A 22060-nucleotide genomic window follows, 5' to 3' on the forward strand; every position below is an offset into this window, starting at 1 on the left:
AATGTGGGAGGGGGCTTGCCCCCGATAGCATTCTCAGCTGCGGAGTGTGATTACTGGCCAGCCGCGCTTCTCGGCCTCGGCACGAAGATTCGGGTCCGGGTCCACCGCCACCGGATGGGTCACTTGCTCCAGCAGCGGCAAATCATTCATCGAGTCGCTGTAGAAGTAGCTGTCTTGCAGGCTATATCCGGTTTCTTCCAGCCAACGGTTCAAGCGCGTCACCTTGCCTTCACGAAAGCACGGCACGTCGGTGCTGCGCCCGGTGTAGCGGCCATTGTCGATCTCGCACTCGGTGGCGATCAGGGTTTCAACGCCCAGGCGTGCGGCAATCGGCGCGGTGACGAAACGGTTGGTGGCGGTGATGATCACCAGCTTGTCGCCGGCGGCGCGGTGTTTGGCCAGCAGTTCCTCAGCCAGCGGCAGCATTAGCGGGTCGATGCAGTCGCGCATAAAGTCTTGGTGCCACTGCTCCAACTGGGCCATTTCGGTACGGCCGAGGATTTCCAGGCTGAAGTTCAAGTAGGCGGCATTGTCCAGCTTGCCGGCCAGGTAGTCCTGGTAGAACGCGTCGTTGCGGGCCTTGTAGGCCACCGGGTCGAGAATCCCACGGGCGCACAGGTAATCGCCCCACGCGTGATCGCTGTCACCGCCGAGAAGGGTGTTGTCCAAGTCGAATAAAGCCAGGCGCATTGCAGTTACTCGCTGAAAAGTCTGTAAAAAGGCGTCCAGAATACGGTCTTTTCACAAGAGTGCACATAAGGTAAGAAGCCTCGTTGCCGCTTCATCAACCTTTGTGGAACAATGCGGCGACATGCGTTTGCGAGGTTGTTGCCGTGATCGACCCCGATGGTTTCCGTCCTAATGTCGGGATTATTCTTACGAATGATGCCGGACAGGTGCTATGGGCTCGCCGAATCAACCAAGATGCCTGGCAGTTTCCTCAAGGTGGGATCAACCCCGACGAAACCCCTGAAGACGCCTTGTACCGTGAGTTGAATGAAGAAGTCGGCCTTGAGCGCGAAGATGTGCAAATTCTGGCCTGCACCCGTGGCTGGTTGCGCTATCGTTTGCCGCAACGCCTGGTGCGTACTCACAGCCAACCGCTGTGCATCGGCCAGAAACAGAAATGGTTTCTCCTGCGCCTGATCTCCAATGAGCAGCGGGTGCGGATGGATTTGACCGGTAAACCGGAGTTCGATGGCTGGCGTTGGGTCAGCTATTGGTACCCGTTGGGCCAGGTGGTGACATTCAAGCGCGAGGTTTATCGTCGCGCTCTTAAAGAGCTTGCCCCGCGCCTTTTAGCGCGCGACTGACGACGGAGTTCGACCCCGAGCCATGCTCAATACGCTGCGCAAGATCGTCCAGGAAGTTAACTCCGCCAAGGATCTCAAGGCGGCGTTGGGGATTATTGTGTTGCGCGTCAAGGAAGCCATGGGCAGCCAGGTCTGCTCGGTTTACCTGCTGGACCCAGAGACCAACCGTTTTGTGCTGATGGCCACCGAGGGCTTGAACAAGCGCTCCATTGGCAAGGTCAGCATGGCGCCCAATGAAGGTCTGGTTGGCCTGGTGGGGACGCGTGAAGAACCCCTGAACCTTGAAAACGCGGCCGATCACCCGCGTTATCGCTACTTTGCCGAAACCGGCGAAGAGCGCTACGCCTCGTTCCTCGGCGCCCCGATCATTCACCACCGCCGCGTCGTCGGCGTGTTGGTCATCCAGCAGAAAGAGCGCCGCCAGTTCGACGAGGGTGAAGAAGCCTTCCTCGTGACCATGAGCGCACAGCTTGCCGGGGTTATTGCTCACGCCGAGGCGACGGGTTCGATTCGCGGCCTGGGCCGCCAGGGCAAGGGCATCCAGGAAGCCAAGTTCGTCGGTGTTCCGGGCTCGCCGGGTGCAGCGGTGGGGACGGCGGTGGTCATGCTGCCGCCAGCCGACCTCGACGTGGTGCCGGACAAGACCGTCGATGACATCGACGCAGAAATCAAACTGTTCAAGACCGCACTGGAAGGCGTGCGCGCCGACATGCGCAACCTGTCGACCAAGCTGGCGACCCAGCTACGCCCCGAAGAACGGGCGTTGTTCGATGTGTACCAGATGATGCTTGACGACGCGTCCCTGGGCAGCGAAGTCAAGAACGTGATCAAGACCGGCCAGTGGGCGCAGGGCGCGTTGCGCCAGGTGGTTACCGATCACGTCAACCGTTTTGAACTGATGGACGACGCCTACCTGCGGGAGCGCGCCTCGGATGTGCGCGACCTGGGTCGTCGCCTGCTGGCTTACCTGCAGGAAGATCGCACCAACAACCTGGTTTATCCCGATAACACCATCCTCGTCAGTGAAGAACTGACCGCCACCATGCTCGGCGAAGTGCCTGAGGGAAAACTGGTGGGCCTGGTCTCGGTACTCGGCTCTGGCAACTCCCACGTCGCAATCCTGGCCCGGGCCATGGGCATCCCGACGGTGATGGGCCTGGTGGACCTGCCGTATTCCAAGGTCGATGGCATCGACATGATCGTCGATGGTCATCGCGGCGAGGTCTACACCAACCCCAGCGAAGTGCTGCGCAAGCAGTACACCGAAGTGGTGCAGGAAGAGAAACAACTGGCGCTGGGCCTGGACTCATTGCGCGAACTGCCGTGCGTGACCACTGATGGCCACCGCGTACCGCTGCTGGTGAATACCGGGTTGCTGGCTGATGTGGCCCGCGCGCAACAGCGTGGCGCCGAAGGGGTCGGCCTGTACCGTACCGAAGTGCCGTTCATGATCAACCAGCGGTTCCCGAGCGAGAAGGAGCAGTTGGCGATCTATCGCGAGCAACTGCAAGCCTTCCATCCGCTGCCGGTGACCATGCGTAGCCTGGATATCGGCGGCGACAAGTCACTGTCTTATTTCCCGATCAAGGAAGACAACCCTTTCCTCGGCTGGCGCGGCATTCGCGTGACGCTCGACCACCCTGAGATTTTCCTCGTGCAGACCCGCGCCATGCTCAAGGCCAGCGAGGGCTTGAACAACCTGCGCATCCTGCTGCCGATGATTTCCGGTACCCATGAGCTGGAAGAGGCGCTACACCTGATCCATCGCGCCTGGGGCGAAGTCCGCGACGAAGGTGCCGACGTGCCGATGCCGCCGATTGGCGTGATGATCGAAATTCCGGCTGCGGTGTACCAGGCCAAGGAGTTGGCGCGACAGGTGGACTTCCTGTCGGTGGGTTCCAACGACCTCACCCAATACCTGCTGGCCGTGGACCGCAACAACCCACGGGTGGCCGACCTTTACGACTACCTGCACCCGGCCGTGCTGCAAGCCCTGCAACATGTGGTGCGTGAAGCCCATGCCGAAGGCAAGCCGGTGAGCATCTGTGGCGAAATGGCCGGCGACCCGGCGGCGGCGGTGCTGCTGATGGCGATGGGCTTTGACAGCTTGTCGATGAACGCCACCAACTTGCCGAAGGTGAAGTGGATGCTGCGCCAGGTCGAACTGAACATGGCCAAGGACCTGCTGGCCGAGTTGATGACCATTGACAACCCGCAAGTTATCCACAGCTCGCTGCAACTGGCGCTGAAGAACCTGGGGCTGACGCGGATGATCAACCCGGCCTCCGCCAAAACTCTCTAAAGCTTGGTGCACATCAAAAATGTGGGAGGGGGCAAGCCCCCTCCCACAGTAGTTTTGTGGTGTTGCTCAGAGGCTGAGTTCTACTTCGCCCAACCTGCCTCCCAGTGGGCCGAAACTGCGTTCCACCATCCGCCGCGTCCCGTCGGCATTCACGATCAGCGCCGTACTCGCCCGCGTCCCATAGCTGGGGCTGGCAATGAACACGCTCGACAATAAACTCTCCGTGGCCAATCCCACGCCGGTGTCCGGCAAGTCGGCAAACGGTGCGGTTTGTGGGTCACTCAATATGTCCAGCAAGGCTTGCGGCTGCGGATCTTCGAGCCGTTCGCGCAACGCCGCCTTGGCCTTGAGCAATTTGGGCCATGGCGTATCCAGCCCGGCATTGGAGAGCCCATAAACCCCAGGCTCCAGCCGTGTAGGCGCGGTGTGATTGGCGTTGTAGTGCCACAACTCATCGGGCGTGCCCACCAGCAGGTTAAAGCCGGCATATTCAATCGATCGTCCGTTAACGTCGGCCAAATAGTCGTCAATCGCTAATGTTCCGCTGAGAAAGCGCGCCACCAGCTCTCCCCGGGACTTGCGTGCCGGCGGCTGGTGCGGGTCACGGATGTTGGTCAGGGCGGCAAAACGCCCATCGGCGCTCACGCCCAACCAGGTGCCGCCCGCTTCCTGATCGCGACCGGCATATACCTGGGGCGCATCCGGCCACTGGGCCAGCGGCAGGCTGGGGCGGGCGTAGAACTCATCACGGTTGGCCGCGACGATCAGCGGTTGGGCGTGGCCCGGCCGCCAGGCGAAAACTATCAGGCACATCAGGCAAATCCCTTTTGGGTTTTTTGCCACTCTACTCACACCGCGGCGGGTGTTCCATCGCATCGAAGTTGGGTCGCACGCCTTCCATCCGTTAACATGCCTGGCGGTTCGGTACGTGTGAACTTCTTAATTTGAAATAGCGGCTGTAACGCAGGCTTAATCGCACACCGGCATGGTCCGGTGCGCCATGACTAATGATTTAACGAGGAGTCGCAATGCTGCCTTACCCGCAGATCAACCCGGTGGCCGTGGCCATCGGTCCGCTGCAAATCCACTGGTACGGGTTGATGTACCTGATCGGCATCGGCGGTGCCTGGCTGCTGGCTTCCCGGCGCCTGAACCGTTTCGACCCGACCTGGACCAAGGAGAAACTCTCCGACATGGTGTTCTGGATGTCGATGGGGGTGATCGTCGGCGGGCGCCTGGGGTATGTGTTGTTCTACGATCTGCCAGCCTATATCGCCCATCCGACGCTGATCTTCGAAGTGTGGAAGGGCGGCATGGCGTTCCACGGCGGGTTTGTCGGCGTGATGATCGCCGCGTGGTGGTTCGGCCGGCGCAATGGCAAGTCGTTCTTCCAACTGATGGACTTCGTCGCACCGTTCGTGCCGATCGGCCTGGGCGCCGGGCGCATCGGTAACTTCATCAACGCCGAATTGTGGGGCAAGCCGACTGACGTGCCGTGGGCCATGGTGTTCCCGCCGTTCAGCGACCCGGCGCAATTGCCGCGCCACCCGTCGCAGCTCTACCAGTTTGCCTTGGAAGGTGTGGCACTGTTCCTGATTCTGTACATCTTCTCGCGCAAGCCGCGTCCGACCATGGCGGTTTCCGGCATGTTCGCGCTGTTCTACGGGATCTTCCGTTTCATCGTCGAGTTCGTGCGGGTGCCGGATGCACAGCTGGGCTACCTGGCTTGGGGCTGGTTGACCATGGGGCAGATTCTCAGCCTGCCGATGATCATCGCGGGTCTGGGCCTGTTGTGGTGGGCTTACAATCGCCCGCAAGGCATCAAGAACACAGCGCTTTAAATTCGACGCCGAGGCTTTTGCCGGCCTCGGCTTCAACGATACGGGTACTCACATGAAGCAATATCTCGAACTACTGAACGACGTCGTGACCAATGGATTGACCAAGGGCGATCGCACCGGCACCGGCACCAAGGCCGTGTTTGCCCGTCAGTATCGGCATAACTTGGCCGACGGCTTCCCGCTGCTGACCACCAAGAAGCTTCATTTCAAAAGCATCGCCAACGAATTGATCTGGATGTTGAGCGGCAACACCAACATCAAGTGGCTGAACGAAAACGGCGTACGCATCTGGGATGAATGGGCCACCGAAGACGGCGACCTGGGCCCGGTGTACGGCGAGCAGTGGACCGCCTGGCCGACCAAGGATGGCGGCAAGATCAACCAGATCGACTACATGGTCCACACGCTCAAGACCAACCCGAACAGCCGCCGCATCCTGTTCCACGGCTGGAACGTCGAGTACCTGCCGGACGAAACCAAGAGCCCCCAGGAAAACGCGCGCAACGGCAAGCAGGCTTTGCCGCCGTGCCACCTGTTGTACCAGGCGTTCGTGCATGACGGTCATCTGTCGATGCAGTTGTATATCCGCAGCTCCGATGTATTCCTGGGCCTGCCGTACAACACCGCCGCGCTGGCGTTGCTCACCCATATGCTGGCCCAGCAGTGCGACCTGATCCCCCACGAGATCATCGTCACCACCGGCGATACCCATGCCTACAGCAACCACATGGAACAGATCCGCACCCAGCTGGCGCGTACGCCGAAAAAGCTGCCGGAGCTGGTGATCAAGCGCAAACCTGCGTCGATCTATGACTACAAGTTCGAAGACTTCGAAATTGTGGGCTATGACGCCGATCCAAGCATCAAGGCCGACGTGGCCATCTGAGGCCTGCACCGGTCATTGTGGGAGGGGCTGTGGTCACTAGAATCAGTGCCCATGGCTTCTGCCCACATGCGAAGGCTCAGCCTCGCTGGCCGCCACACTGCCGCTGACTTCCAGCCGCTGCAAAATCCCGCATTGATCCAGGCCCGCTCCACCGCCGCAGCGTTGGCGCAGGTCCAGCAGCTGTTCCTGTAGCACCAACAGCCCATCGATCCGCGCTTTCACGTGTTGGATATGCTCGTCGATCAAGGCATTCACGCTTTCGCATTGGTCCTGGGGGCTGTCGCGTAGCCCGAGCAGGCTGCGGATTTCTTCCAGGGTCATGTCCAGGCTGCGGCAATTGCGGATGAAGATCAGCCGTTCGGTGTGGGCCTGGGTGTATACGCGGTAGTTGGCGTCGGTGCGCGCCGGGGGCGGCAGCAGGCCTTCTTTCTCGTAATAACGGATAGTTTCCACTTGGCAGTCGGTCAGTTTGGCCAGTTCGCCGATCTTCATTGCTGCAATCTCCAAATGGGTGCTTGACCCTATAGTGGCTACAGGGTCTTTACTTGGCAACAGGCACCTTTACGGACGCGACCGAATGAGCGATTCCATCCACACCCCGAATAAGCATGATCACAAACACGATCATGACCACGATCATGCACATAGCCACGACCACGGCGCCAAACTGACGCCGGTCAAGCCGCATGATCATGCCAGCCATGCGGGCTCTTGCTGTTCGAGCAAGGCTGCGCCTGCCGTGGTGACGCTCAGCCAAGCGCCGACGGCGGGCTCGCGCTTGAGCACTTTTCGCATCGAAGCCATGGACTGCCCCACCGAGCAGACGCTGATCCAGAACAAACTGGGCAAGCTCGCCGGCGTGCAGCAACTGGAATTCAACCTGATCAACCGCATCCTTGGCGTGACCCATGACCTGCCGAGCACCGCGCCGATCATCGATGCCATCAAGTCCTTGGGCATGCAGGCCGACCCGATTGAAGAGGGTGCCCCCGCCGCCCAGCCTCCTGCCAAGAAACACTGGTGGCCTTTGGCTGTGTCTGGCGTAGGAGCGTTGGGCGCCGAAGTGCTGCACTTCACTGGCGTCGCGCCTACCTGGGTGATCGCCTTGGTGGCGTTGGTGTCGATCCTCAGCGGCGGGCTGACCACCTATAAGAAGGGCTGGATCGCGCTCAAGAACCTGAACCTGAACATCAATGCGCTGATGAGCATCGCTGTTACCGGTGCCGTGCTGATTGGCCAGTGGCCCGAAGCGGCGATGGTGATGTTCCTGTTCACCGTGGCCGAGTTGATCGAAGCCAAATCCCTGGATCGTGCTCGTAACGCCATCAGCGGCTTGATGCAAATGACGCCGGAACAGGCCACGGTGCGGCAGGCCGACGGTTCATGGGTGGAACAGGAGGTCAAAAGCATTGAACTGGGCGCGATTGTTCGGGTAAAACCCGGTGAGCGCATCGGCCTGGACGGCGAAGTTACTGCGGGCCAGTCCACTATCGACCAGGCGCCGATTACCGGTGAAAGCCTGCCGATTGAAAAGACCGTGGGCGATAAAGTCTTCGCCGGCACCATCAACCAGGCCGGCTCCTTGGAGTACAAGGTCACCGCCGCGGCGAACAACTCTACGCTGGCGCGCATCATTCATGCGGTCGAACAAGCTCAAGGCGCGCGGGCACCGACCCAGCGTTTTGTGGACAGTTTCTCGAAGGTCTACACCCCGGCGGTGTTCCTGTTCGCGCTGGGTGTGGCGATCATCCCGCCGTTATTCATGGCTGGCGCCTGGTTCGACTGGATCTACCGTGCCCTGGTGTTGCTGGTGGTGGCTTGCCCTTGCGCCTTGGTGATCTCGACGCCCGTGACCATTGTCAGCGGCCTGGCGGCGGCGGCGCGCAAAGGCATTCTGATCAAGGGCGGCGTGTACCTGGAGGGTGGCTACAAACTCGACTACCTGGCGCTCGACAAGACCGGCACCATTACCCACGGCAAGCCGGTGCAAACCGACTACCTGGCATTGTTCCCCAACGTCGCGGACAGCGCGCCCGCCCTGGCTGCCAGCCTGGCCGGGCGCTCCGACCACCCGGTGTCGCTGGCGATTGCCAATGCTGCTGTGGATAAAAAACTGCCCCTACACGCTGTGGATAACTTCGCGGCCCTGGCCGGTCGTGGCGTGCGCGGGGATATCAACGGCGAAACCTATCACTTGGGCAACCACCGGCTGGTGGAAGACCTTGGCCTGTGCTCGCCGGCACTGGAAGAAAAGCTGTTCGCCCTGGAGAAACAAGGCAAGTCCGTGGTGTTGTTGCTCGACAAGTCCGGCCCCTTGGCGTTGTTCGCCGTCGCCGACACTGTCAAAGACAGCAGCCGTGAAGCCATCCAGCAACTGCACGACCTGGGCATCAAGACGCTGATGCTCACCGGCGACAATACTCACACCGCCCAAGCCATTGGCGCCCAGGTCGGTATCGATCAAGCCCAGGGCGACCTGCTGCCCACCGACAAGCTGCAAGCCATCGAAACCCTCTATGGCCAAGGCCACCGTGTCGGCATGGTCGGCGACGGCATCAACGACGCGCCGGCCCTGGCCCGCGCCGAGATCGGGTTTGCCATGGCCGCCGCCGGCACCGACACGGCGATCGAGACCGCCGACGTGGCCTTGATGGACGATGATTTGCGCAAGATCCCGGCATTCATTCGTTTATCGCGGCAAACGTCGAGTATCCTCAAGCAGAACATCGTCCTGGCGCTGGTGATCAAGGCGATCTTTCTTGCCGTGACTTTCCTGGGCATGGCCACCATGTGGATGGCGGTGTTCGCCGATATGGGCGTAAGCCTGCTGGTAGTGTTCAATGGCCTGCGCCTGTTGCGCAAATAGAGGATGAGAGGGTGGTGTGCTGAGTGCCGAGTTGAAGGCGTTTTTCATGGTCGCCCGCCTGGGCAGCATTACCCAGGCGGCGAAGAAGCTCGGCCTGAGCCAGCCCACCGTCACCACCCAGATCCGCAACCTGGAAAGCCAGTACGGGGTCGAGCTGTTTTACCGTGGCGGGCGCCGCCTCACCGTCAGTGACGAAGGCGCGCGCCTGCTGCCGATGGTCAAGACGCTGTTGCAGCAGGAAGCGGACATCGAGTTCTTCCTGCGCAACAACGGTCAGGTCCAGGGCGCTCTGCGCATCGCCGCGACGGCGCCGTATTACATCCTCGACCTGGTCAAAGCCTTTCGTGAGCGCCTGCCCCAGGTGGAGGTGTCGGTGGAAATCGGCAACTCCCAACAGGTGCTTGAAGCGCTGGATGATTACCGCGTTGACGTCGCCGCGTCCTCGCAATTACTCGAAGACCCGCGGCTGATCCGCCGTGTGCTCGGCACCGACCCGTTGGTGTTGGCGGTCCATCGCAATCACCCGCTGGCAGCGCTGGAGCATGTGCCGCTGACGGCACTGGCCGGGCATACCTTGTTGATGCGCGAAGCGGGCTCGACCACACGGCGCCTGACGGAGGACCTGTTGCAAGGCGCGGGCGTGAGCCATGGCCCGTTGCTGGAAATCGGCAGCCGCGAATCGATCCGCGAGGCGGTGCTGCGCAACATCGGCATCAGCATCATTGCCCGCCAGGAAGTGCCCCACGACCCGCAATTACGCGTGTTGACCATCGAAAACGCGCCGCAGATTGCCGAGTATCTGTACTGCCTCAAGGAGCGCAAGGGCGCACGGTTGCCGGCGGCGTTTCTGGGGTTGGCGCAGGAGATGTCGCCACTCTGAGTAGGTAGGCGGCTTTGAGGGCCTCATCGGGAGCAAGCCCCCTCCCACAGTTTGATCTGTGAATACATTCAGAATGTGTGGGGGCTTGCTCCCGATAGCGGCAGTCCAGCCACCGCACCTCCATGAGCCACACCCAAATCCACCAATACCACTATCACCGCGTTTTGCCTTCCTGCCACATGAGCGACGCATTGCCCACCTAGCATGGCCTTCATCCGTTCGATGAGGTGCCTTGCATGAACACAGCCCTGACCCACCCCGGTGCGCCCATGACGGTGCGGGGCATCCAGAAACGCTTTGGTGCGTTTACCGCGCTGGACAACGTGTCCCTGGACGTCGCCGCCGGCGAGCTGGTGTGCCTGCTGGGCCCGTCCGGTTGCGGCAAGACCACCTTGTTGCGCTGCATCGCCGGCCTGGAACGCCAGGACAGCGGTGAACTGCGCCTGGGCCATCGCGATGTTTCCCTGCTCCCGCCTCAGGCGCGGGACTACGGGATTTTGTTCCAGTCCTACGCGCTGTTTCCCAACCTGACCGTCGAAGCCAATATCGGCTACGGTCTCACCGGCAGCGGCCGCGATGAGGTGCGCAAGCGCGTCGGCCAGATGCTGGAACTGGTGGGCCTGGTGGGCAGCGAAAAGAAGTACCCCGGCCAGTTGTCCGGCGGCCAGCAGCAACGTGTCGCCCTGGCGCGAGCGCTGGCACCGGCCCCTTCGCTGCTGTTGCTGGATGAACCGATGTCGGCCCTCGACGCCCGTGTCCGCGAGCACCTGTGCACCGAGTTGCGCCAGTTGCAACGACGCCTGGGCATCACCACCTTGATGGTCACCCACAATCAGGACGAGGCCATGTTGATGGCCGACCGCATTGCCGTGATGAACAACGGCAAGGTCGAGCAATACGCGACGCCCCAGGCGATCTACGACCGTCCGGCCACACCGTTTGTGGCGGAGTTTGTCGGCCAGGGCAACTGGTTGCCGTTCAGCCGCAACAGTGTCAGCCACGCTCAGGTTGGCGGTATGAACCTGCGCCTGGCCGATGATGCCGGCGTGGCCCAGTCCGGGCGTTTGTTCTGCCGCCCGGAAGCCATCAGCGTCAACCCGCCGGTGCATGAAGAAAACCTGTTCCCGGCCAAGGTCCGCGAGATCACCTTTCTCGGCAACCGCTGCCGCATGAGCTTTGAGCTGGCGCAATTGCCCGGTCATCCATTGCTTGCCGAGCTGGCGCCGGAAGCCATGCCGCGCCTGGGTGCCCAGGACATCTGGGTGGCGCTGCCGCCGCGCAGCCTGCAGGTGTTTGCCTGAGATGGCTGCGGTGATGGCGCTGCCGATAGCCCGCCAGGTGTCCCGTACACAAATGGGCGATCGTATTTTTGTGCTCGGCGGCAAACTGCTGTGGCTGTTTTTGCTGGTTATCGCGGTGCTGCTGCCACTGCTGGCGATCTTCTGGCGAGGTTTCAGTAGCGAAGCCGGGCAGGGCGGCGGGTGGATCGCGGCGCGAGAGCTGGTGACCAGCGACAATTTTCACTGGCTGCTGGGTAACAGCCTGAAAGTGTCCGTCAGTGTGGCGGCCATTGTTGTACCGCTGGCTTACCTGTTTGCCTACGCCCTGCAACGCACATTGATTCCCGGCAAGGCCGTTTGGCGCGGCCTGTCATTGCTGCCGTTAATGGCACCGTCGATGTTGCCGGGGATTGCGCTGGTGTACCTGTTCGGTAACCAGGGCCTGTTGCGCGCTTTGCTCTCTGAGAACATTTACGGCTTCTGGGGCATCGTGTTGGGTGAGGTGATCTACACCTTCCCACACGCCTTGATGATTCTGCTGTCGGCGCTGTCCCTGGCGGATGCGCGTTTGTTCGATGCTGCTTCCAGCATGGGGGCGAGCCCGGCCCGGGCGTTTCGCAGCATCACCTGGCCGGCCACGCGCCAGGCCGTATTTGCTGCGTCCTGCCTGGTGTTTACCCTGACCATTACCGACTTCGGTGTGCCCGTGGTGGTGGGAGGGGATTATCAGGTGCTGGCGCTGGAAGCCTACAAGGCGGTGGTCGGCCAGCAACAGTTTGGTCGTGGCGCATTGATCGGCATGGTGTTGCTGCTGCCGGCGCTGTTCAGTTTTGGCGTGGATGCCTGGTTGCGCCGGCGGCATGGCGACGCCATGAGCGGTCGCGCGCAGGTATTTCGACCCGCGCCATCGCGCGCAAGAGACGGCTGTTACCTGGCCATCGTAGTGCTGATCTGCACGGCATTGCTGCTGGTGTTCGGCATGGCGGTGTATTCCTCGCTGGTGAAGTTCTGGCCCTACAACCTGTCGTTGTCGCTCAACCACTACCAGTTCGAAGACACGGCGGGCGGTGGCTGGCTGGCCTATCGCAACAGCTTGACCATGGCCCTGTGCACGGCATTGCTCGGCAGTGTGCTGATCTTCACCGGTGCCTACCTGATGGAAAAAACCCAAAGCCAGAAAGGCCTGAACCTGGCCCTGCGCATGCTCAGCTTCGTACCGATGGCGGTGCCGGGCCTGGTGCTGGGCCTGGGCTACGTGTTCTTTTTCAACCTCAACGGCAACCCGTTGCATGTGTTCTACGGGAGCATGACGTTGCTGGTGGTGTGCACCATTGCCCACTATCTGACCACCGCACAAATGACCGCGACCACCGCCCTGCGCCAGTTGGATGCCGAGTTCGAAGCCGCCGCGCTGTCGCTCAAGGCGCCGCTGTACCGCCACTACCTGCGCGTCACGGTGCCGATCTGCCTGCCGGCGCTGCTGGACATCGTGCGCTACCTGTTTGTATCGGCGATGACCACCGTGTCCGCCGCGATCTTTCTCTACAGCCCCGACACTATCCTCGCCGCCGTCGCCGTGTTGAACATGGACGACGCCGGCAACGTGGGCGGTGCGGCGGCCATGTCGACCCTGATCCTGTTCACTTCGGCCGGCGTTTCGCTGCTGCTGGCGTGGGCTTCACGTGGCGCGCTGCGTCGCTCCCAAGCCTGGCGCCAGTCCGCTCCCGGCCAATGACAACCCTGAAGGAGGTGCTCCATGTTCAAGCCCCTGGCGCTGGTCGCTGCGGTACTCACGGCATTCAGCCTGAATGCCTTCGCCAAGACCGAACTGACGGTGTACACGGCGCTCGAAGCCGAGCAGTTGAAGACCTACAAGCAGGCTTTCGAAAAGGCCAACCCTGATGTCGAGATCAAGTGGGTGCGTGACTCCACCGGCATCATCACGGCCAAGCTGCTGGCCGAGAAAGATCGCCCGCAAGCCGATGCAGTGTGGGGCCTGGCAGCTTCGAGCCTGGCGATCCTCGACCAGCAGGGCATGCTGGAGAACTACGCGCCCAAGGACCTGGACAAGATCGGCAAAAATTACCGCGACCCCGCCAACCCACCGGCCTGGGTCGGCATGGACGTATGGGCGGCGACCCTCTGCTTCAACACCGTCGAGGCCGAGAAACAGGGCCTGACCAAGCCGGTGAGCTGGCAGGACCTGACCAAGCCTGAGTACAAGGGCAAGATCGTGATGCCCAACCCGGCGTCGTCCGGCACCGGCTTCCTCGATGTGAGCGCCTGGTTGCAGACCTTCGGTGAAAAGCAGGGTTGGCAGTACATGGACGAGCTGCATCAGAACATCGGCCAGTACGTTCACTCCGGTTCCAAGCCGTGCAAGCTGGCCGCTTCGGGGGAGTTCCCGATTGGTATTTCGTTCGAGTACCCGGCGGTGCAGCTCAAGCGCCAGGGTGCGCCATTGGACATCATCCTGCCGAAAGAGGGCCTGGGTTGGGACATTGAAGCGACGGCCGTGATGAAGGGCACTGCTCACGCCGATGCGGCGAAAAAACTTGCCGACTTCTCCGCCAGCCCCGCCGCGATGGAGCTGTACAAGGACAACTTCGCTGTCCTGGCGCAACCGGGCATCGCCAAGCCGCAGACCGAGCTGCCGGCCGACTACGAGCAGCGCCTGATCAAGAACGACTTTTCCTGGGCCTCGAAGAACCGCGACAGCATCCTCACCGAATGGCGCAAGCGCTATGACGGCAAGTCCGAAAAACAATAACCGATCGTTCCCACGCTCTGCGTGGGAACGCCACCCGGTCCCGAACTTGTGACGCAGAGCGTCATAGGATGCATTCCCACGCGGAGCGTGGGAACGAGAGGAATGCATGAGTAGTGATCTGTTGATTGTTGGCGCCGGCATCCTCGGCCTGTCCCACGCCTACGCCGCTGCCAGGCGCGGGCTCAAGGTCACGGTCTTCGAGCGTAGCGCCACACCGCTCGGCGCCTCGGTGCGCAACTTCGGCCAGGCGCTGGTCACCGGCCAGCCGCCAGGGCCGATGCTCGACCTGGCGCGGCAAAGCCGTGACATCTGGGGCCATTGGGCCCAAGTAGCGGGCCTGCAACTCAAGCGCAACGGCTCATACTTGTTCGCTCGCACCGAAGCCGAAGAGCATCTGCTCGAAGCCTTCTGTGCCGGCCGCGCGCGGGAACACGGCTACAACGTCGAGCTGCTGCAAGGCTCGGCGATGAAGGATCTGTACGGCGGCCAGTTCCGCCATCATCGCGCCGCGCTGCACGGCAAGGACGACCAGCAGTTGTATTCCCGCGAAGCGATTCCGGCACTGATCGCCTATCTGGCCCAAACGCTCAAGGTCGAGTTTCACTTTTCCACCTTGGTACGCGACGTCGAACCGGGCCATGTGCACACCACGGCAGGCAGCTTTCGTGGCGAGCAGGTCATCGTGTGCTCCGGCCACGACTACCAGACGCTGCTGGCCGAGGCGATGGCCGAACTCAACCCGCAGATCTGCCGCTTGCAAATGCTGCGGGCGCGACCGGCGGTCAATCTGAACCTGCAACATGCGTTGCTCACCGGCCTCAGCTGTGTGCACTACGGCGCCTTCGCCGACTTGCCGCAAGCTGCATCGGTGCAGGCGCAGATCCTGCGTGAAGCGCCTCACCTGGCGGCACAGGGTATTCACTTGCTGATCAGCCCGACGCCCCATGGCGAACTGATCATTGGCGATTCCCACGACTACGGCCGCGATGCATCGCCGTTCAACGCCGAACAGGTCGATGACTGGATGATCGAACTGGCTGAGCAGACCTTGGGGTGCAAGATCCAGGTGGTGGAGCGCTGGCAAGGTGTCTACGGCTCACGCGGTCCCGGGCCGTTCTCATTCCTGCGCGTGGCGCCGGGGGTGAGCGCAGCGCTGATGCATACCGGCGTGGGCATGAGCGTGGGGCCGGCGCTGGCCGAACGCAATATCAGTGCGTTGTGGGGCGCGGCGTCATGACCGCGGAGCAGGTGATTGCCGACGTCTTCGGTTTATACGAAAGGCATGGCGCGGCGGATTACATCGGCGAGCCGGTGTCGCAGATCGAGCACATGTCCCAGGCCGCGCAGTGGGCAATGGCTGAGGGTTTTGACGATGAAGTGGTGCTGGCGGCGTTTTTTCACGACATCGGGCATCTGTGCGGCCAGGGTGGTGAAAATATGGGCGGTTATGGTGTGGTCAGCCATGAGCGGCTGGGCGCGGATTATTTGCGCCGGGCCGGGTTCAGCGAACGCATGGCCAGGCTGGTGGAATATCACGTGCAAGCCAAGCGCTACCTGACCTTCAGCCAGCCCGACTATTACACCCGCCTGAGCGAAGCCAGCCGCCGTACCCTGGAGTACCAAGGGGGCGTGATGACGGCAGAAGAAGCGCGGGCTTTCGAGCAAGACCCGCTCTGCCAGGTCAGCCTGCGCCTGCGCTATTGGGACGAGCAGGCCAAGCAGATGCACGTGCCGGTGCTCGACCTCGAGGTGCTCAAGGGCAAGGCCCGGCAGGCATTGGCGACTTAGGTTTCGTCGAGGCGCAGGGCCAGCGCTTCAACTTGCTCCTGGCGCTCAGCCTGGCTGAGCTTGGCGTGGGGGTTGAGGGACGACCATTGCGGATGGGCGCGGGCTTTATGCAGTGCGTCCGGCAACTTGCCTTCGCGCCAGGTTTTGTCCTGGGGCGTATCGACCTTGATGCTGTGCATGGCCGCATGACCGCGCAGGTTGAGGGCTTTGAGCAACTGGCGCTGGCGCAGGGCGAGCAGGCGCAACACGCTGTCGTCCACAGTCAGTTCGCGCTGGCCTTTGATCTTGCCCAACAGGCGGCTGCCATAACTGCGCGCGGTTTGCAGTGCGCCACCGGCAATCGCACCGGCCAGGGCGGCGGCGCCCAGGGTCAGGCCGCCGACCAGCAGGTCGACACCGGCACCGGCCGCCGCCCCCGCGGCGATCCCGCCCCCGACGCGCACGCCCAGTTGTTTGAGCGTTTCCGGGTTGAACAGGTCGTCGCCCCAGCGGCCGTCGAGCAGTGGCAGGTCACTGGCGGCGGCATCCTGCGCGCGGAAGCCGAACTGCTTGAGCAGGGCTTCCACACATTTCTGTTCGCGCTGGCGCACGGCCTTGCGCAAATCGCTGATGGCTTGCTGCTCATCTTCGGTAACCACGCTGCGACGGCAAGCGGCGCAGTCGATCAACAGCTCGGCGATCAAGCGTGCGGCACTTTGCTGGCGGGCCTGGCGTTGGGCTTGCTGGTCGAGGATCAACCGTTCCAGTTGCGGCCGGGCGTTTTCCAGTAGCAGTGCCAGGCTTTCATACAGGCGCCGCTCGCCGTCTTCCGGTGGCGCTACGCTGTCGAAGCGCACCAGTGCATGCAGGCCCAGGCGGGCCAGGGCTTCGCGCCAGTCCGGCTCGCGGTGGTCGCTGCTGCTGACGAAGTTGAGCACCGGCAGCAACGGCTTGCCGCAACTGGCCAGTACTTGCAGCTCATCTCGGTACTTGGCCAGCACCGGCTCGCGGGCGTCGATCACATACAGGCCGGCGTCTGAGGCCAACAATTGGCGCAGCACCTTGGCTTCCTGTTCGAAACGTTGGCGCGCTTCGCTGCCGTCCAGGAAGCGCGCCAGGCGCGCCGGGCCATCGAGGCGTTCGCCGGGGCGATCCAGGCGTTCCAGGTAGTCGAGCAGGGCGATGGCATCTTCCAGGCCGGGTGTGTCGTACAGCTCCAGCAAGGCTTCGCCGTCCACCGACAACCGCGCACCTTCGACATGCCGTGTGGTGCTGGGGCGATGGGAGACTTCACCGAAGCCCACATCCCGGGTCAGCGTGCGCAGCAGCGAGGTCTTACCGACATTGGTGTGGCCGACCACGGCGAGTTTCAGCGGTTTAGTCATGACCGGTCTCCAGCCAGTTCAGCGGTGCGCAGTCGGCGAAAGGCAGCTCCAGTTGTTGCAGTGCGGCGTGCCAGTCACCCAGGCGTTCGGCATCCAGGGCTTGGCCGGGAGGCGCTTGCAGCAGCCAGACGCGGGTGGTGGCGGCGCTGCGCGCAAGTTCTGCGATCAATGCCAGGCTGCCACGGTCGGGTGAGCGGCGTGGGTCGCAGGCGATGGCCAGGCGTGCCGGCGGGAAGCGGCTGAGTTGTTCCAAAAGCTTGTTGCGCGACTCGCGGCTGTCGAGGATCCCGGCGTTTTTGACGCCGGCCGGCAATTTGGGGGGCCAGGGATGCTGATCGTCCAACTCGATGGCTACCAGTAAGGCGCCGTCGCTTTCCAGTTCGCTGACGCCGCCGGTGACGGCGTGCAGTTGCTCCGGTGCGGCATCGTTGACGCCGAGGCGTTCGCTGCTCGGCATCAGGCGTTCGCGCAATTGGCTGTAGCTGGGCAGGTTGAGGTCCAGGCGCAGGGCGGCGCGCCCGCGTTTCCAGCGCCACAGGCACAGCAGGGCGAGGATCAGCCTGGGCAGTATGCCGTACACCAGCAACACCCCGACCAGCCACGCGGCCCAGGCCTGGCGGGCGCTTTCGATATTCAATGCGGAGTCGCCGCTGGCACGGATCATCTCGACCGTCGGCACATTGAAGCCCAGCCACGCGGGCAGGGCGCCCAGGGCCTGGGTCACGGCGACGAAGGTGTCGGCGCCGAGGATGGTGGTTTCCCACACGAAACCATAGCGTCGGGTAGCGAGCAGCGTCAGCAAAATCACCATGGCACTGAGCAGCGCCAACAGCCAAAGGCTGTTGACCAGCACGCCCACAGCCCAGCGATTGAGTTTCTGCCGTTGCAGCAAGAGCAACAGCGCAGGCGCCAACTGTGCGGCCTTGGCGTCGCGGGCGAGCTTTTCGCTGAGCCACAGCCATAAGCGTCCCAGGCTGGCACCGTGCTCACCGGCAAACAGCAGGCCCAAGGCCCAGCTGACCAGCAGGATCAGGTTCAAGCCGAGCAGGCTGCCCAAGGCCCAGAACACGTTGACCGGGACCAGCCCGTTGCCCAGCGCGGCAAAGGCCAGGCCGGCGCCGCTGACGATCGCGACAATCGCCAGCAACACCAGGGCTAGGCGCGCGCCTTGCAGCCAGCGGGTCAGGGCGGCAGTCAGGCCATCGCGCTCGGCCAGGTGCAGGGCACGCTGTTGAATACGCGTCGGCAGGTCGCCACCGGCCGTGCGGGCCAGGCGGTTGGCTTCCAGGTCTTCCAGGGGGCCGGCGTGTTCTTCACGCAGGCGCACGGTTTCCGTCAGCCAGAGTGTGTGCAGTGGGTTCAGTGCCGTCACGCGCCATCCTGTTGTGTCAGTGAGCCTGGAGCATAACCCCTGGCTCGTGGCTCTGGTATTCTCGTCGCCATGAAAAAAACTCTCCCTTTAAGCCTGATCGCAGCCCTCGGTGAAAACCGTGTGATCGGCGTCGACAACAGCATGCCCTGGCATTTGCCGGGGGATTTCAAATATTTCAAGGCCACCACGCTTGGCAAGCCGATCATCATGGGGCGCAAGACCTGGGACTCCCTGGGCCGACCGTTGCCGGGGCGCTTGAACATCGTGGTCAGCCGTCAGACCGATCTTGAGCTTGAAGGTGCGCAAGTTTTTCCATCACTGGACGCGGCGGTCGAGCGCGCCGAGGCGTGGGCGCTGGAGCAAGGCGCGGATGAACTGATGCTGATCGGCGGCGCGCAGCTGTATGCGCAGGGGCTGGAACAGGCGGACCGCTTGTACCTGACGCGCGTGGCGCTGAGCCCGGAAGGGGATGCGTGGTTTCCGGAGTTTGATTTGAACCAGTGGAAGCTGGTTTCGAATGTCGAGAACCCGGCCGACGGTGATAAGCCGGCGTACACCTTCGAAGTCTGGGAAAAAGCTTAAAGCATCGGGAGCAAGCCCCCTCCCACATTTGAACGCGTTGCGACATGAGAATGCGCTCAAGTGTGGGAGGGGGCTTGCTCCCGATAGCGGTCTATCAGGCCTGCGCTAACTCGGCATGCTCATCGGCATTCAGCAGCGCTTTATCCGTCTGCCCCATGATCTGGCTGGTAATCGCCCCCGCCGTCATCGACCCATTCACGTTCAACGCCGTGCGGCCCATGTCGATCAGCGGCTCCACGGAAATCAACAGCGCCACCAGTGACACCGGCAAGCCCATGGCCGGCAGCACGATCAGCGCGGCAAAGGTTGCACCGCCGCCTACACCGGCAACGCCAGCCGAACTCAAGGTTACAATCGCCACCAGGGTTGCGATCCATAGCGGGTCCAGCGGGTTGATGCCCACGGTCGGGGCAACCATCACCGCCAGCATGGCGGGATAAAGCCCTGCGCAACCGTTCTGGCCGATGGTTGCGCCGAACGACGCCGCAAACCCCGCGATGGATTGCGGGATGCCCAACCGACGGGTTTGCGCCTCAATGCTCAACGGAATCGCCGCCGCGCTGGAGCGGCTGGTGAAGGCAAACGTCAGTACCGGCCATACCTTGCGGAAAAAGCGCAGCGGGTTGATCCCGGCCAGCGACAGCAGCAGGCCATGCACCACGAACATCAGGCCCAGGGCCAGGTACGAGACCACCACGAAACTGCCGAGCTTGATGATGTCTTGCAGGTTGGAGCCGGCGACCACTTTGGTCATCAGCGCCAATACACCGTAAGGCGTCAGTTTCATCACCAAGCGCACCAGGCGCATCACCCAGGCTTGCAGGGTGTCGATGGCGTTGAGCACTTTCTGGCCTTTTTCCACGTCGTCCTTGAGCAGCTGCAGCGCGGCAACCCCGAGGAAGGCGGCGAAAATCACCACGCTGATGATCGACGTCGGCTTGGCCCGGGCCAGGTCGGCAAACGGGTTGGCCGGCACGAACGACAGCAGCAACTGTGGGATATTCAGGTCAGCGACCTTGCCGGCGTAATCGCTCTGGATCACTTGCAGGCGGGCCATTTCCTGGGTGCCGGCTACCAGGCCTTCGGCGGTGAGGCCGAACAGATTGGTCAGGCCGATGCCGATCAGCGCCGCAATCGCGGTGGTGAACAGCAGCGTGCCGATGGTCAGGAAACTGATCTTGCCCAGGGAAGAAGCGTTATGCAGGCGCGCCACGGCACTCAGGATCGAGGCGAATACCAGCGGGATCACGATCATTTGCAGCAGTTGCACGTAACCGTTGCCGACCAGGTCGAACCAGCCGATGGACGCCTTGAGGACTGGATTGCCGTCACCGTAGATCGTGTGCAGAACCGTACCGAACACCACGCCCAGGGCGAGGGCGAACAGGACCTTTTTGGCGAGGCTCCATTGGGTCCGACGGGTTTGTGCCAGGCCCAGCAACAGGGCCACGAACACCAGTAAGTTGAGAATCAGGGGCAGATTCATTAAAGCTCCGTTGAGAAGGCAGCCAATCGCACGAGCCTGCGATTGCGAACCGGGAAGCCTAACAGCTTGAAATATATTGATTTAATACCGATATGGAATGGTATCTGTCGTTTTTGGAATAAGCGTCTGACGCTCAGGCACATGCCTTTGGCGTGATCACGATGTAAGCGGTCGTGCTCGGGCGATAACTGTCATACAGATTTGTTAGCGTCGATGTCTTTGACCCAGGGAGAAAACGCTTATGAAGCTCGCGCCTACATTACTTGCCGCCGCCTTCTGCCTCGGCCTCGCCAGCCAGGCATCTGCCGCCACCGAGTTGAAGCATTGGCCGGCGCCTGCCGCCGAGCAACTGAACAAGATGATCGCCGCGAACGCCAACAAAGGTAATTTCGCGGTATTCGACATGGATAACACCAGCTACCGCTACGACCTCGAAGAGTCCCTGTTGCCCTACCTTGAAAACAAGGGCCTGATCACCCGCGACACCATGGACCCTTCCCTCAAGCTGATCCCGTTCAAAGATACCGCCGACCACAAGGAAAGCCTGTTCAGCTACTACTATCGCCTCTGCGAAGTCGACGACATGGTTTGCTACCCCTGGGTGGCGCAGATCTTTGCCGGCTTCACCCTCAAAGAACTCAAGGGCTACGTGGATGAGCTGATGGCCTCCGGCAAGCCCGTGCCGGTCACCTATTACGAAGGTGATGTGGTGAAGACCTCCGAGGTCCAGCCGCCGAAGGTGTTCACCGGCCAGGCCGAGCTGTACAACAAGCTGATGGAGAACGGCATCGAGGTGTACGTGATGACGGCGGCCTCGGAGGAACTGGTACGCATGGTCGCTGCCGATCCGAAGTACGGCTACAACGTCAAGCCTGAGAATGTCATCGGCGTGAGCACCCTGCTCAAGGATCGCAAGACCGGCGAGCTGACCACCGCACGCAAGCAGATCACGGCCGGCAAATATGATGAGAAGGCCAACCTCGGCCTGGAACTCACCCCCTACCTGTGGACCCCGGCGACCTGGATGGCCGGCAAACACGCCGCGATCCTCACCTACATCGACGAATGGAAAAAACCGGTGATCGTCGGGGGGGATACCCCAACCAGCGATGGCTACATGCTGTTTCACGATGTGGACGTGGCCAAGGGCGGCATCCACTTATGGGTCAACCGTAAGGATAAGTACATGACCCAGCTCAACGGCATGATGGCCAAGCACGCGGCGGCGCAGGCCAAGGAAGGGTTGCCGGTGACGGCGGACAAGAACTGGGTGATCGTCAAGCCGGACGAGATTCAGTAACAGGCCTAACTCGGACACGTGTGCAATCCC

Annotated in this window: 19 protein-coding genes; 13 read left to right on the forward strand and 6 right to left on the reverse strand. The window is 62.1% G+C overall.

Features of this window, described 5'->3' with window-relative positions; all coding sequences use genetic code 11:
- Window positions 1-33: 33 nt before the first annotated feature.
- Window positions 34-690 (reverse strand): histidinol-phosphatase, encoded by a 657-nt coding sequence (locus MJP36_RS03765; protein ID WP_161548632.1) that lies wholly within the window; start codon window positions 688-690, stop codon window positions 34-36.
- A gap of 143 nt (window positions 691-833) precedes the next feature.
- Between MJP36_RS03765 and MJP36_RS03770 the strand changes: the two genes are divergently transcribed.
- Both MJP36_RS03770 and ptsP read left to right on the forward strand, forming a co-directional pair.
- Window positions 834-1313, forward strand: a complete 480-nt coding sequence (locus MJP36_RS03770) for an RNA pyrophosphohydrolase (RefSeq protein ID WP_003176750.1) — start codon at window positions 834-836, stop codon at window positions 1311-1313.
- A 22-nt stretch (window positions 1314-1335) separates the two neighbouring features.
- The gene (gene ptsP / locus MJP36_RS03775; RefSeq protein WP_198763367.1) at window positions 1336-3615 is read left to right on the forward strand and encodes a phosphoenolpyruvate--protein phosphotransferase; all 2280 of its coding nucleotides are present in this window, start codon (window positions 1336-1338) and stop codon (window positions 3613-3615) included.
- A gap of 66 nt (window positions 3616-3681) precedes the next feature.
- Here ptsP and MJP36_RS03780 read toward each other — a convergent pair whose 3' ends face one another.
- Entirely contained in the window at window positions 3682-4428 is a 747-nt protein-coding gene (locus MJP36_RS03780) for an NRDE family protein (protein ID WP_244384905.1), read from the reverse strand.
- 215 nt (window positions 4429-4643) lie between these two features.
- Between MJP36_RS03780 and lgt the strand changes: the two genes are divergently transcribed.
- Both lgt and MJP36_RS03790 read left to right on the forward strand, forming a co-directional pair.
- Window positions 4644-5456 (forward strand): prolipoprotein diacylglyceryl transferase, encoded by an 813-nt coding sequence (gene lgt, locus MJP36_RS03785; RefSeq protein ID WP_060753508.1) that lies wholly within the window; start codon window positions 4644-4646, stop codon window positions 5454-5456.
- 52 nt (window positions 5457-5508) lie between these two features.
- A complete protein-coding gene (locus MJP36_RS03790; protein WP_060753507.1) occupies window positions 5509-6342 on the forward strand; it encodes a thymidylate synthase in 834 nt (277 codons plus the stop codon).
- A 42-nt stretch (window positions 6343-6384) separates the two neighbouring features.
- On the opposite strand, the gene cadR is transcribed toward MJP36_RS03790, so the two are convergent.
- Window positions 6385-6834 (reverse strand): Cd(II)/Pb(II)-responsive transcriptional regulator, encoded by a 450-nt coding sequence (cadR, locus tag MJP36_RS03795; protein ID WP_060753506.1) that lies wholly within the window; start codon window positions 6832-6834, stop codon window positions 6385-6387.
- An 85-nt stretch (window positions 6835-6919) separates the two neighbouring features.
- Between cadR and MJP36_RS03800 the strand changes: the two genes are divergently transcribed.
- From MJP36_RS03800 to MJP36_RS03830, 7 genes are all read left to right on the forward strand, one after another.
- On the forward strand, window positions 6920-9208 hold the full coding sequence (locus MJP36_RS03800) for a heavy metal translocating P-type ATPase (protein ID WP_244384906.1): 2289 nt from the start codon (window positions 6920-6922) through the stop codon (window positions 9206-9208).
- Window positions 9209-9224: 16 nt separating this feature from the next.
- Window positions 9225-10088, forward strand: coding sequence for a LysR family transcriptional regulator (locus MJP36_RS03805; RefSeq protein WP_244384907.1), 864 nt, complete (start codon window positions 9225-9227; stop codon window positions 10086-10088).
- Between the two features lie 236 nt (window positions 10089-10324).
- On the forward strand, window positions 10325-11389 hold the full coding sequence (locus MJP36_RS03810) for a putative 2-aminoethylphosphonate ABC transporter ATP-binding protein (protein WP_244384908.1): 1065 nt from the start codon (window positions 10325-10327) through the stop codon (window positions 11387-11389).
- A 1-nt stretch (window position 11390) separates the two neighbouring features.
- The gene (locus tag MJP36_RS03815) at window positions 11391-13103 is read left to right on the forward strand and encodes a putative 2-aminoethylphosphonate ABC transporter permease subunit (RefSeq protein WP_244384909.1); all 1713 of its coding nucleotides are present in this window, start codon (window positions 11391-11393) and stop codon (window positions 13101-13103) included.
- A gap of 21 nt (window positions 13104-13124) precedes the next feature.
- The gene (locus MJP36_RS03820; RefSeq protein WP_244384910.1) at window positions 13125-14138 is read left to right on the forward strand and encodes a putative 2-aminoethylphosphonate ABC transporter substrate-binding protein; all 1014 of its coding nucleotides are present in this window, start codon (window positions 13125-13127) and stop codon (window positions 14136-14138) included.
- A 106-nt stretch (window positions 14139-14244) separates the two neighbouring features.
- The gene (locus tag MJP36_RS03825; protein ID WP_104994950.1) at window positions 14245-15375 is read left to right on the forward strand and encodes a TIGR03364 family FAD-dependent oxidoreductase; all 1131 of its coding nucleotides are present in this window, start codon (window positions 14245-14247) and stop codon (window positions 15373-15375) included.
- On the forward strand, window positions 15372-15926 hold the full coding sequence (locus MJP36_RS03830) for a phosphonate degradation HD-domain oxygenase (protein WP_090368173.1): 555 nt from the start codon (window positions 15372-15374) through the stop codon (window positions 15924-15926). The genes MJP36_RS03825 and MJP36_RS03830 overlap by 4 nt, the downstream gene beginning before the upstream one ends.
- On the opposite strand, the gene MJP36_RS03835 is transcribed toward MJP36_RS03830, so the two are convergent.
- Complete coding sequence (locus MJP36_RS03835; RefSeq protein ID WP_090368175.1) at window positions 15923-17290, reverse strand: DUF3482 domain-containing protein; 1368 nt, start codon at window positions 17288-17290, stop codon at window positions 15923-15925. The genes MJP36_RS03830 and MJP36_RS03835 overlap by 4 nt on opposite strands.
- Window positions 17283-18662, reverse strand: a complete 1380-nt coding sequence (locus tag MJP36_RS03840) for a DUF2868 domain-containing protein (RefSeq protein WP_244384911.1) — start codon at window positions 18660-18662, stop codon at window positions 17283-17285. Before MJP36_RS03840 ends, MJP36_RS03835 begins: the two co-directional genes overlap by 8 nt.
- Before the next feature lie 69 nt (window positions 18663-18731).
- Between MJP36_RS03840 and MJP36_RS03845 the strand changes: the two genes are divergently transcribed.
- Window positions 18732-19244: a dihydrofolate reductase gene (locus tag MJP36_RS03845; protein WP_161548641.1), complete on the forward strand. Its 513-nt coding sequence runs from the start codon at window positions 18732-18734 to the stop codon at window positions 19242-19244.
- 94 nt (window positions 19245-19338) lie between these two features.
- Here the strand turns inward: MJP36_RS03845 and MJP36_RS03850 are convergent, their stop codons facing one another.
- Window positions 19339-20730: an L-cystine transporter gene (locus MJP36_RS03850; protein ID WP_060753495.1), complete on the reverse strand. Its 1392-nt coding sequence runs from the start codon at window positions 20728-20730 to the stop codon at window positions 19339-19341.
- A gap of 241 nt (window positions 20731-20971) precedes the next feature.
- On the opposite strand from MJP36_RS03850, the gene MJP36_RS03855 reads away from it, so the two are divergent.
- A complete protein-coding gene (locus tag MJP36_RS03855; protein WP_090368182.1) occupies window positions 20972-22030 on the forward strand; it encodes an HAD family hydrolase in 1059 nt (352 codons plus the stop codon).
- Window positions 22031-22060 lie beyond the last annotated feature (30 nt).

Source organism: Pseudomonas palleroniana (genome assembly GCF_022836895.1).
Classification (GTDB): Bacteria; Pseudomonadota; Gammaproteobacteria; order Pseudomonadales; family Pseudomonadaceae; genus Aquipseudomonas; species Aquipseudomonas palleroniana.

Coding starts and splice junctions, on each gene's coding strand:
- MJP36_RS03765 (WP_161548632.1), bottom strand. CDS start 690: ATGCGCCTGGCTTTATTCGACTTGGACAACACCCTTCTCGGCGGTGAC.
- ptsP (WP_198763367.1), top strand. CDS start 1,336: ATGCTCAATACGCTGCGCAAGATCGTCCAGGAAGTTAACTCCGCCAAG.
- MJP36_RS03780 (WP_244384905.1), bottom strand. CDS start 4,428: ATGTGCCTGATAGTTTTCGCCTGGCGGCCGGGCCACGCCCAACCGCTG.
- lgt (WP_060753508.1), top strand. CDS start 4,644: ATGCTGCCTTACCCGCAGATCAACCCGGTGGCCGTGGCCATCGGTCCG.
- MJP36_RS03790 (WP_060753507.1), top strand. CDS start 5,509: ATGAAGCAATATCTCGAACTACTGAACGACGTCGTGACCAATGGATTG.
- cadR (WP_060753506.1), bottom strand. CDS start 6,834: ATGAAGATCGGCGAACTGGCCAAACTGACCGACTGCCAAGTGGAAACT.
- MJP36_RS03800 (WP_244384906.1), top strand. CDS start 6,920: ATGAGCGATTCCATCCACACCCCGAATAAGCATGATCACAAACACGAT.
- MJP36_RS03810 (WP_244384908.1), top strand. CDS start 10,325: ATGAACACAGCCCTGACCCACCCCGGTGCGCCCATGACGGTGCGGGGC.
- MJP36_RS03815 (WP_244384909.1), top strand. CDS start 11,391: ATGGCTGCGGTGATGGCGCTGCCGATAGCCCGCCAGGTGTCCCGTACA.
- MJP36_RS03820 (WP_244384910.1), top strand. CDS start 13,125: ATGTTCAAGCCCCTGGCGCTGGTCGCTGCGGTACTCACGGCATTCAGC.
- MJP36_RS03825 (WP_104994950.1), top strand. CDS start 14,245: ATGAGTAGTGATCTGTTGATTGTTGGCGCCGGCATCCTCGGCCTGTCC.
- MJP36_RS03830 (WP_090368173.1), top strand. CDS start 15,372: ATGACCGCGGAGCAGGTGATTGCCGACGTCTTCGGTTTATACGAAAGG.
- MJP36_RS03835 (WP_090368175.1), bottom strand. CDS start 17,290: ATGACTAAACCGCTGAAACTCGCCGTGGTCGGCCACACCAATGTCGGT.
- MJP36_RS03845 (WP_161548641.1), top strand. CDS start 18,732: ATGAAAAAAACTCTCCCTTTAAGCCTGATCGCAGCCCTCGGTGAAAAC.
- MJP36_RS03850 (WP_060753495.1), bottom strand. CDS start 20,730: ATGAATCTGCCCCTGATTCTCAACTTACTGGTGTTCGTGGCCCTGTTG.
- MJP36_RS03855 (WP_090368182.1), top strand. CDS start 20,972: ATGAAGCTCGCGCCTACATTACTTGCCGCCGCCTTCTGCCTCGGCCTC.